Origin of the sequence: Micromonospora globispora (assembly GCF_003857015.1) — a bacterium.
Taxonomy (GTDB): Bacteria; Actinomycetota; Actinomycetes; order Mycobacteriales; family Micromonosporaceae; genus Micromonospora; species Micromonospora globispora.
Genome location: NZ_QGGF01000395.1, coordinates 1 through 10,107, shown reverse-complemented (window position 1 = coordinate 10,107; position 10,107 = coordinate 1). Strand labels below are relative to the sequence as shown.

6 protein-coding genes and 1 pseudogene are annotated in these 10,107 nt (G+C 72.2%); 2 read left to right on the top strand and 5 right to left on the bottom strand.

Annotation, left to right across the window (positions count from 1 at the left end; genetic code table 11):
* Positions 1 to 103 precede the first annotated feature (103 nt).
* Complete coding sequence (locus DKL51_RS20885; RefSeq protein ID WP_109944744.1) at positions 104 to 1,696, bottom strand: ABC transporter permease; 1,593 nt, start codon at positions 1,694 to 1,696, stop codon at positions 104 to 106.
* On the bottom strand, positions 1,693 to 2,601 hold the full coding sequence (locus DKL51_RS20880) for an ABC transporter ATP-binding protein (RefSeq protein WP_109944743.1): 909 nt from the start codon (positions 2,599 to 2,601) through the stop codon (positions 1,693 to 1,695). Before DKL51_RS20880 ends, DKL51_RS20885 begins: the two co-directional genes overlap by 4 nt.
* 93 nt (positions 2,602 to 2,694) lie before the next feature.
* On the opposite strand from DKL51_RS20880, the gene DKL51_RS20875 reads away from it, so the two are divergent.
* Positions 2,695 to 3,204 (top strand): GbsR/MarR family transcriptional regulator, encoded by a 510-nt coding sequence (locus DKL51_RS20875; protein WP_109944742.1) that lies wholly within the window; start codon positions 2,695 to 2,697, stop codon positions 3,202 to 3,204.
* Positions 3,205 to 3,208: 4 nt separating this feature from the next.
* Here DKL51_RS20875 and DKL51_RS20870 read toward each other — a convergent pair whose 3' ends face one another.
* Positions 3,209 to 3,766, bottom strand: coding sequence for a response regulator (locus tag DKL51_RS20870; protein WP_109944741.1), 558 nt, complete (start codon positions 3,764 to 3,766; stop codon positions 3,209 to 3,211).
* Complete coding sequence (locus DKL51_RS20865) at positions 3,763 to 7,575, bottom strand: HAMP domain-containing protein (RefSeq protein WP_124812403.1); 3,813 nt, start codon at positions 7,573 to 7,575, stop codon at positions 3,763 to 3,765. Before DKL51_RS20865 ends, DKL51_RS20870 begins: the two co-directional genes overlap by 4 nt.
* 210 nt (positions 7,576 to 7,785) lie before the next feature.
* Between DKL51_RS20865 and DKL51_RS20860 the strand changes: the two genes are divergently transcribed.
* Complete coding sequence (locus DKL51_RS20860; RefSeq protein ID WP_109944740.1) at positions 7,786 to 9,867, top strand: SpoIIE family protein phosphatase; 2,082 nt, start codon at positions 7,786 to 7,788, stop codon at positions 9,865 to 9,867.
* A gap of 24 nt (positions 9,868 to 9,891) precedes the next feature.
* Here DKL51_RS20860 and DKL51_RS20855 read toward each other — a convergent pair.
* A pseudogene (locus DKL51_RS20855) lies at positions 9,892 to 10,107 on the bottom strand (FAD-binding oxidoreductase); the annotation flags it as partial.

The following is a 10,107-nucleotide window of genomic DNA, read 5'->3' as shown; positions in this document are numbered from 1 at the left end:
CGGGCCGCCACCCGCCCGGGTGATCATGAAGTTTTGCCACGACACGCCGAGGCGGGGCGCAACAACTTCATGATCAATCCCAGCAGGGCGGGGGCGGTGGTGGTCAGGTGACCGGGACGTCGCGGTGGCGGAAGGCGGTCAGGCCGGTGAGGGCCATCAGCAGGGCCAGGGCGGCCAGGGCCCAGAGCGGGGTGGCGCTCCAGTGCTCCCGCAGCACCTGCGGGGTGTGGGTGAACGGGGAGAGGTCCAGCAGCCACTGGTTCAGCTCCAGCACCGCGCCGAGCTGACCGAGCAGCACGCAGACCGCAAGCACCGCCCAGGCCACCCCGGCGAGCCGGGGCAGCAGCCCGTACAGCAGCACCGCGAGGCCGGCCAGTACCCATGCCGCGGGCACCTGCGCCAGCCCGGCGCCGATCATCCGGGGCAGCTCGCGGGGCACGTCCTCGACGCTGAACCCGTACGTCAGGCCGGTCGCGAACCCGGTCACGGCGAGCACCACGACCGGCCCGAGCAGGGCGAACAGCAGGTGCGACAGGAGCCAGCCGGACCGGTGGATGCCGGTGGCCAGCAGCGGCTCGGCCCGTCCGGCGGTCTCCTCCGACCGCATCCGCAGCGCGGCCTGGATGCCGTAGCCGGCCGCGGCCAGCCCGGCCAGGCTCAGCGTCGAGCCGAGGTACGCCTCGGCCAGCCCGGAGGTGCCGCCCAGCCGAGCCATGATCTGCTCCAGCTGGGGATTGCCCTCCACGGATTTGCCGGCCGCCTTCGCCGCCCCGCCGAGGATCAGCCCGAGCAGCCCGAAGCCGACCGACCACCAGAGGATCTGACCCCGGTGCAGGCGCCAGGCCAGCCCGAACGGCCCGGAGAGGGCCTGCCCGGCGGTGGCCGGCCCGACCCGGGGCGGTAGCAGGCCGGCGCCGAGGTCGCGGCGCACCGACAGCGGGTACGCCGCGGCGGCGACCAGCACGCTCAGCGCGACCGGCAGCACCAGCACCCACCAGCGCTCGTCGGCGTACGCGCGGATCCGGGGGGCCCAGCCGAGCGGGGAGAGCCAGCTCGGCCAGTCGTTCGAGGCGGTGTCCCCGACCAGCCGGAGCGCGAAGGCGAGGCCGAGGACGGCGATCGCGATCCCCCGGGCCCCGCCGGCCGTCTCGGTGAGCTGCGCGGTGAGCCCGCCGACGGTGGCGAAGACGATGCCGACCAGCGCCGCGGAGAGCCCGTACGCCAGCGACCCCGCCGCCGGCAGGCCGGTGGAGATCAGCCCGGCGGCGGTGAGCAGGCCGAGCAGCAGGTCCGCCCCGTACGTGACCAGCAGCGCCGCGGTCAGCCCGGCGTACCGGCCGAGCACGGTGCCGCCGAGCAGTTCCCGGCGACCGGCCTCCTCTTCGGTCCGGGTGTGCCGCACCACGGTGAGCAGGCTGACCAGCCCGATGATCACCAGCAGGAAGCCACCGCGCTGGGCGGTCAGCGCGCCGACGCTGTCGCCGTACACCGGACCGAGCAGGGCGATGATCGAGGGGTTGCGGGCGGTGCCGGCGGCGTACGCGGCGCGCTCGGCGTCCGTCGGGAAGAGCTTGAAGAAGCTGGTCGCGTACGTCATCGGCAGCACGGCGAGCAGCAGCACCCAGAGCGGGAGCAGGACGCGGTCCCGGCGCAGGATCAGCCGGACCAGGTGGCGGGTGCCGGTGAGGGTGCTCATCGGAGTGCCCCGGCCGGTTCGCCGGTCGTCTCGTAGTGCCGCAGGAACAGCTCCTCCAGCGTCGGCGGCTTGCTGACCAGGCTGCGTACGCCGAGCTCGGTGAGCTTGCGCAGCGCGGCGTCCAGCGCCGCGGTGTCGACGTCGAAGCGCACCCGGTTGCCGTCGATCCGCAGGTCGTGCACCCCGGACAGGTCGCCCAGCCCGTTCACCGGGCCGGCGATCTCGGCGTCGATGGAGGTGCGGTGCAGGTGGCGCAGCTCGGTGAGGGTGCCCGTCTCGACCGCCCGGCCGTTGCGGATGATCGTGACCCGGTCGCAGAGCGCCTCCACCTCGGCGAGGATGTGGCTGGAGAGCAGCACGGTCCGGCCGTCCTGCTTCGCCCGGCGGACCCAGTGCTGGAAGACCTCCTCCATCAGCGGGTCGAGGCCGGAGGTCGGCTCGTCGAGGATCAGCAGTTCGACGTCGGAGGCGAGCGCGGCGACCAGGCCGACCTTCTGCCGGTTGCCCTTGGAGTAGGCGCGCCCCTTCTTGCGCGGGTCGAGGTCGAACGCCTCCAGCAGCTCGTCACGGCGCTTGCGGTCCAGCCCGCCGCGCATCCGGCCGAGCAGGTCGATCACCTCGCCGCCGGAGAGGTTGGGCCAGAGGGTGACGTCGCCGGGGACGTACGCCAATCGCCGGTGCAGGGCGACGGCGTCCCGCCAGGGGTCGCCGCCGAGCAGTCGGACGGCCCCCGCGTCCGCCCGCAGCAGACCGAGCAGCACCCGGATGGTGGTCGACTTGCCGGAGCCGTTGGGGCCCAGGAAGCCGTGCACCTCGCCGGCGCGGACGGTCAGGTCGAGTCCGTCGAGCGCTCGGGTCCGGCCGAAGGTCTTGACCAGGCCGGACACCTCTATGGGAGTTTCCATGCTTCGGAAGCTACGCTTGTTTCACAAACTTGTGAAGACTGTGAGACCTGGGGCACGATCGGGTCCACGAGACGCAGCGAGGAGCCACCACCGATGACCGACCAGCGCCCTTCCGGCGGGAACGAGGAGGAGGTTCACCTCTTCGTCGAGCGGATGGCGATGGCCTTCGCAGACGTCGGCTTCCCCCGGATGGCCGCCCGGGTGCTCTTCGCGGTGATGAGCGCCGACGACCCGCTCACCGCGGCCGAGATCGGCGAGCGGCTCGGGGTCAGCGCGGCCGCGGTGTCCGGCGCGGTCCGCTACCTCACCCAGTTCGGCATGCTGGTCCGCGAGCCGGTCAAGGGCTCCCGCCGGGACCGGTACCGGATGCCGGACAACCCCTGGTACGAGGCGACGATCACCAAGACCGGGCTCTACAAGAACTTCATCGACATCGCCAGCGGCGGCGTGGCCGCGCTGCAGGGGCGGGGCACCCCGGCCGGCGAGCGGGTGGCCGAGATGCGGGACTTCTTCCTCTTCGTACAGGAGGAGATCGACTCGCTCGGCGAACGGTGGCGGGCCCGGCGCGCCGCGACCGGACACGGCGGCGGGCCCGAGGACTGATCGGTCAGGCGGTGTTGCCCCAGCGGGCCTGCTCGAGGATGTCGACCGCCCGGTCGCGCGCCTCCGGGCTGTCGTCGGCGCGCAGCAGGGCGGTGGCCTCGTCCACCGCGCTGGTGAGCACCCGCCACTGGGCGTCCCGCTCCCGCACCACGTCGGACTGGGCGGCCAACTGCCGGGTCTTCCCCCACAGCTCCACGAAGACCGACACCTTCGCCCGCAGCACCCACGGGTCGAACGGCTTGGTCAGGTAGTCGACCGCGCCGACCGCGTAGCCGCGCAGGGCGAGCTGGGCGTCCTTGTCCGCGGCGGTGAGAAAGATGATCGGCACGTGCCGGGTCCGCTCGCGCCGCTTGATGTGACTCGCGGTCTCGAAGCCGTCCATGTCGGGCATCTGGGCGTCCAGCAGGATCACCGCGAAGTCGTCGACGAGGAGCTGCTTCAACGCCGCCTCGCCGCTCTCCACCGCGACCGACTGCACCGGGAGTCCCTGCAGGATGGCCTCCAGGGCCATGAGGTTCTCCCGCCGGTCGTCGACCAGCAGCGCCTTGGCTGTCTGGGTCACGCGTTCTCCTCGCCTCGACCGCCGCTGATCCAGGACGCCATCAGTTCGATGAGCTCGTCCAGGTCCACCGGCTTGGTGATGTAGTCGCTGCCACCGGCCGCGAGCGCCGACTCACGGTCGCCCGGCATCGCCTTCGCGGTCAGGAAGACGATCGGCAGGTCGGCGAACCGGTGGTTGCGCCGGATCTGCCGGGTGGTCTCGTACCCGTCCTGGTCGGGCATCATCGCGTCCATCAACACGATGTCCACCTCCGGATGCTCGGCCAGGAGGCGGACACCGTCCGCCCCGTTGTCCGAGTACAACACGGTCATGCCGTGCAGCTCCAACGCGGAGGTGAGGGCGAACACGTTGCGGACGTCGTCGTCGACGATCAACACGGTCACCCCCTCCAACCGCCGGGTCGCCGGAGCCTCCGGCGCCTTGGGCAGCTCCATGGGCATGAGCAGGGAGGACGGCAGGCCCGCGCGGGTCGGCGACGGCGGCTGCGGCGCCACCACCGCGTCCGGCGCCAGGATGTCCGGTACGAAGAGGGTGAAGGTCGAGCCCTGCCCGGGCGCCGACGACACGGTGATCGTGCCACCGATCAGCCGGGCCAGGTCCCGGCTGATCGACAGGCCCAGCCCGGTGCCCCCGTACCGCCGGCTGGTGGTGCCGTCGGCCTGCTGGAACGCCTCGAAGATCAGGGACAGCTTGTCGTCCGAGATGCCGATGCCGGTGTCGATCACCGTGAACGCGATCACCTGTCGGGCGTTGGTCAGCGCCGGCACGTCGAAGACCGCGTTCTCCGGCGCCGGGGCGATCCGCAACGTCACGGCACCGTTGTCGGTGAACTTCACCGCGTTGGAGAGCAGGTTGCGCAGGATCTGCTGCAACCGCTGCGCGTCGGTGACCAGCGCCGGCGGCAGGCCCTTCGACACCCGGACCTGGAAGTCCAGGCCCTTCTCCTCCGCCTGCGGGGCGAACGCCTGCTCGACGTAGCCGCGGATCTCCGAGAAACGCACCTCGGTCGGCTCGACGTCCATCCGACCCGCCTCGATCTTGGACAGGTCCAGGATGTCGTCGATCAGGGAGAGCAGGTCCGAGCCGGCGCTGTGGATCGTCCTGGCGAACTCGATCTGCTTCGGGGTGAGGTTCTGCTCCGAGTTCTCCGCGAGCAGCCGGGCCAGCAGCAGCAGCGAGTTCAGCGGCGTCCGCAGCTCGTGGCTCATGTTCGCCAGGAACTCCGACTTGTACGCCGACGCCCGGGTGAGCTGCTGGGCCTTCTCCTCCAGGCCGAGCCGGGCCAGCTCGATCTCCCGGTTCTTCGTCTCGATGTTGCCCTTCTGCTCGGAGAGCAGCTTGGCCTTGTCCTCCAGCTCGGCGTTGGTCCGCTGCAGCTCCGCCGACTGCTCCTGCAGCTCGTGGGCGAGCCGCTGGGACTGGGCCAGCAGTTCCTCGGTACGCCGGTTGGCCTGGATGGTGTTCACCGCCAGGCCGATGGTGAGCACCAGCCGCTCCAGGAACGACAGGTGCAGCTCGGAGAAGGTGGTCACCCCGGCGAACTCGATCACGCCGAGCAGCTCGCCCTCGAAGAGCACCGGCAGCACCACCAGGTCCGCCGGGGGCGTCTCGGCCAGCCCGGAGCGGAGCATGAGCCGCCCGTCGGGCTGCGCGTGGACCCGGATCGTCCGCCGGGACAGGGCGGCCTGCCCGACCAGCCCCTCGCCGGGCCCGAACGTCACGTCGTGCCCCCGCGCCACGTAGCCGTACGAGGCGGTCAGCCGCAGCCGCATGCTGCCGTCGGAGCTGTCCGCCAGGAAGAACGCGCCGAGCTGCGCGTCGACCAGCGGGGTCACCTCCATCATGATCATGCGGCAGACCTCGCCGAGGTCGCGCTGCCCCTGGAGCAGGCCGCCGATCCGGGCCAGGTTGGAGTCCAGCCAGCCCTGCTCGGCGTTCTTCTTGGTCGTCTCCCGGAGGGTGACGATCATCTGGTTGATGTTGTCCTTCAGCTCGGCGACCTCGCCCTGCGCCTTGACCGCGATCCGCTGGGTCAGGTCGCCGCGGGTCACCGAGGTGGAGACCTGGGCGATCGCGCGGAGCTGGGTGGTCAGGGTGGAGGCGAGCTGGTTGACGTTCTCCGTCAGGTCCCGCCAGGTGCCGGAGACGCCCTTCACCTGCGCCTGACCACCGAGCTTGCCCTCGATGCCGACCTCGCGGGCCACCCGGGTCACCTCGTCGGCGAACGAGGAGAGCTGATCCACCATCGTGTTCACGGTCGACTTCAGCTCCAGGATCTCGCCCCGGGCATCCACCGTGATCTTCTGCGACAGGTCACCCTTCGCCACCGCCGTGGTGACCGAGGCGATGTTCCGCACCTGCGACGTCAGGTTCGACGCCATCGAGTTCACGTTGTCGGTCAGGTCCCGCCAGGTGCCCGAGACGCCCTTCACCTGCGCCTGACCACCGAGCTTGCCCTCGGTACCCACCTCGCGGGCCACCCGGGTCACCTCGTCGGCGAACGACGAGAGCTGGTCCACCATCGTGTTGACGGTGTTCTTCAGCTCCAGGATCTCGCCCTGCGCGTCGACCGTGATCTTCTGCGACAGGTCGCCCTTCGCCACCGCGGTGGAGACCTGGGAGATGTTGCGGACCTGGCTGGTCAGGTTGCCGGCGAGCTGGTTGACGTTCTCGGTGAGGTCGCGCCAGGTGCCGGAGACGCCACGTACCTGGGCCTGACCGCCGAGCTTGCCCTCGATGCCCACCTCGCGGGCCACCCGGGTCACCTCGTCCGCGAACGACGACAGCTGATCCACCATCGTGTTGACGGTGTCCTTCAGCTCCAGGATCTCGCCCTGCGCCGCGACGGTGATCTTCTGGGAGAGGTCACCACGGGCGACCGCGGTGGAGACCTGGGCGATGTTGCGCACCTGTGCGGTCAGGTTGGACGCCATCGAGTTGACGCTGTCGGTCAGGTCCTTCCAGGTGCCGGCGACGTTCGGCACCTCCGCCTGACCGCCGAGCTTGCCCTCCGTACCCACCTCGCGGGCCACCCGGGTCACCTGCTCGGCGAAGAGCCGCAGCGTGTCGGTGAGCGCGTTGATGGTGTGCGCCAGCTCGGCGACCTCACCCTTGGCCGACACGGTGATCTTCTGCGACAGGTCACCCCGCGCCACCGCGGTGGAAACCTGGGAGATCGACCGCACCTGGTACGTCAGGTTCGACGCCATGGTGTTCACCGAGTCGGTGAGGTCCTTCCAGGTGCCGGCGACCCCCCGCACGTCCGCCTGACCGCCCAGCTTGCCCTCGGTACCCACTTCGCGGGCCACCCGGGTCACCTCGTTCGAGAACGACGAGAGCTGGTCCACCATCGTGTTGACCGTGCGGCCGATGCGCAGGTACTCACCGCGCAGCGGGCGACCGTCGATCTCCAGCGCCATGTGCTGGGAGAGGTCGCCGTCGGCCACCGCCACGATCACCCGGGCGATCTCCGTGGTGGGTCGGCCCAGGTCGTCGATCAGCGAGTTGATCGCCCGCTGCCCCTCCGCCCAGGAACCGTCCAGGCCCTCGTCGTCGAGGCGTTCGGTGAGCCGGCCGTCCCGGCCGACGATCCGGCTGATCCGGCGCAGGTCCAGGTGCTGCCGCTCCTGCAACGACACCACGTCGTTGAAGGCGTCGGCGACCTCCCCGGCCCGCCCGGCCCGCCGGGGCAGCCGGACCTTCAGGTCGCCGCGGCGGACCCGCCGCAGCGCCTCCACCAGCTCGGCGAGCAGCACCTCGTGATCGGGAGCGGACGGGTCCGCGGCTACCGACTGTTTCGCCGTGGTCATCATTCCTCGCTCAGCTCGGGGCCACCGGCTCATGCCGACATCCGCCATCCCATCATTCTGCCCGCGTCGCCGTCGAGGGCACTGCCAGCGCACATGCGCCACGCCAGGCGTCGCCGACCGGACCGCGTCACCACCGGCACCCGACCCCGGACAGGTGCCGGTCGGTGGAGCGGGTTGGCACCCGGGCCGACGGCGGTGGAGGATACGGAGGTGTCAGCGGAGGAGGAGCCCGCACGGCCGGGCGGCTCGGAGGAGCGCGTCCGGCGGGTCCGACTTCCCGCCGACCGGCGTACGCCCGCCGCCGCCCGGGCCCTGGTCCGGTCTGTCCTCGCCGAAGCGGACCTGGACGAACTGCTCAACGAGGCACTCCTGCTCACCACCGAGCTCTCCACCAACGCGGTCGAGCACGCCAACACCGAACTGGACATCGAGGTCGTCGCGGACGGGATCGGGCTGACCGTCACCGTCTCCGACTTCGCCGCCGGCCCGGTGGAGGAGCTGACCGTCGGCGTCCGCAACGAGTCGGCCGAGATCACCGAGGTGGCGGAGCGGGGACGCGGCCTGCTGCTGGTCGACCACTTCGCCAGCCGGTGGGGCACCACCTACCTGCCCACCGGGAAGGGCGTCTGGTTCCGGCTCGACCGGCATCAGGCCGACCCGCCGGAGCGGCAGGCGGCGGTCGCGGAGGCGCGCACCCCGCTCGGCGGCAGCCAGCACAGCGGCGGCGCGGAGAACTCGTCGCCGAGCGCGGCCGCGATGAGCGAACTGATGCAGACCAGCCCCGACCCGTACGCGGAGGACCCGCTGCCCGAGTTCGCCACCGGGCTGCTGACCCGGCTGGCGGAGATGGTCGGCGCGGCCGGTGGCGTGGTCCGGCTGGACCGCGGCGAGGGGCAGGGCTCCCAGGTCCTGGCCCGGTACGGCCGGCAGCCCCGGGAGGGGAACGAGCTGCTCCGGGTCCCGCTGGTCGTGCACCGCCCGTACGCCGGTGAGCTGGAGCTGGACGCGGCGCCCTCGGCGTACGCCCGGCCGCTCGCCGTGCTGGCCGCCGAGCGGCTCTCGCTGCACCTGGAGAACGACCGGCTGCGCCGGGCGGACGTCCGCCGGCAGGCCTGGCTGACCTTCCTGGCCGAGGCGAGCGAGCTGCTCGCCCAGTCCCTCGACGTCGAGCTGACCATGGCGCTCATCCCGCAGCTCGTCGTGCCCCGGCTCGGGCAGTGGTGCGCGGTGCACACCACCGACGAGTGGGGCCGGCTGCGGCTCGCCGCCTCGAGCCATGCCGACGAGGCGATGCTGCCGCAGCTGCACAAGGTGCTCCAGGAGACCGGCCCGGAGTCCATCCAGGCCCGGCTGCGCGAGGCGTCCCGGAGTGCGTCGCAGCTGCCGCTGAGCGGTCCGATGGAGGGCTTCGCCGTCCCGCTGATCGCCCGCGGCCAGCGGCTCGGCACTCTGGCGGTCGGCCGGCACCAGCGGCACCGGCACGACCCGGACGAGGTCTCGGTGCTGGAGGACGTGGCCCGCCGGGCCGCCCTGGCGATCGAGAACGCGCGGATCCACGCCGAACGCCGCCGAGTCGCCCAGACCCTCCAGCAGTCGCTGCTGCCGCCGGTGCTCCCGGTGGTCGAGGGGATCGGCTTCGCCGCCGAGTACGTGCCGACCGGCGACGACGCGGACGTCGGCGGCGACTTCTACGACGTGGTGCCGCTGCCGGACGGCCGCTGGCTGGTGGTGGTCGGGGACGTCTCCGGCAAGGGCGTGCAGGCGGCCGCCGTCACCGGCCTGGTCCGGGACGTGATCCGGGTGCTGGTCGGCGACGGCAAGCCGCTGCCGGAGGTGCTGGCCCGGCTCAACGAGACACTGGTCGAGCGGGGCGGCGGCCGGTACTGCACCCTGGCGTTGGCCGCGGTCGCGCCGGGCGAGGGCCACCAGCTCGACGTCGCCCTGCACCTCGCCGGGCACGACCGGCCGGTACTGCTGCACGGCGGCGGGGGTGCCGGCTTCGTCGGCACCGGTGGCACGGCCCTCGGGCTGCTCGACGCGATCACCACGCCGACGGCGGAGGTGCCGCTCGGCCCCGGCGACGCGCTGGTCTTCTACACCGACGGGGTGACCGAGCGGCGGCGCGGCCGGGAGCTCTTCGGCACCGACCGGCTGCGGGACGCGGCCGCCCCGCTGGCCGGTTACTCGGCGGACGTGGTGGCCGCTCGGCTGCGCGCCACCGCGATCGGCTTCTCCGTCGAAGCCCCCCGCGACGACATCGCCATCCTGGTCATCCGCAACGACACGATCTGACCACCGGGCGCGCTCGCCCGCGGGTCAGAGGCCGCCGGGGAGGCGGCCGGGGGCGAGGCGCTGGTGCGGGTCGAGGTGTGCCTTGGCGGCCCGGAGGCGGGGCAGGGAGGGCAGCGCGCCCCAGAGGTCGACCGCCCGGCGCACCGGCGCCGGAGCCGCCACCACCACGCAGCGGCCCTGTCGGGCGAGCAGCACGCTGCGAACGGCGGCAAGGATCGACGCGACCCGCTCCGGCGCGAG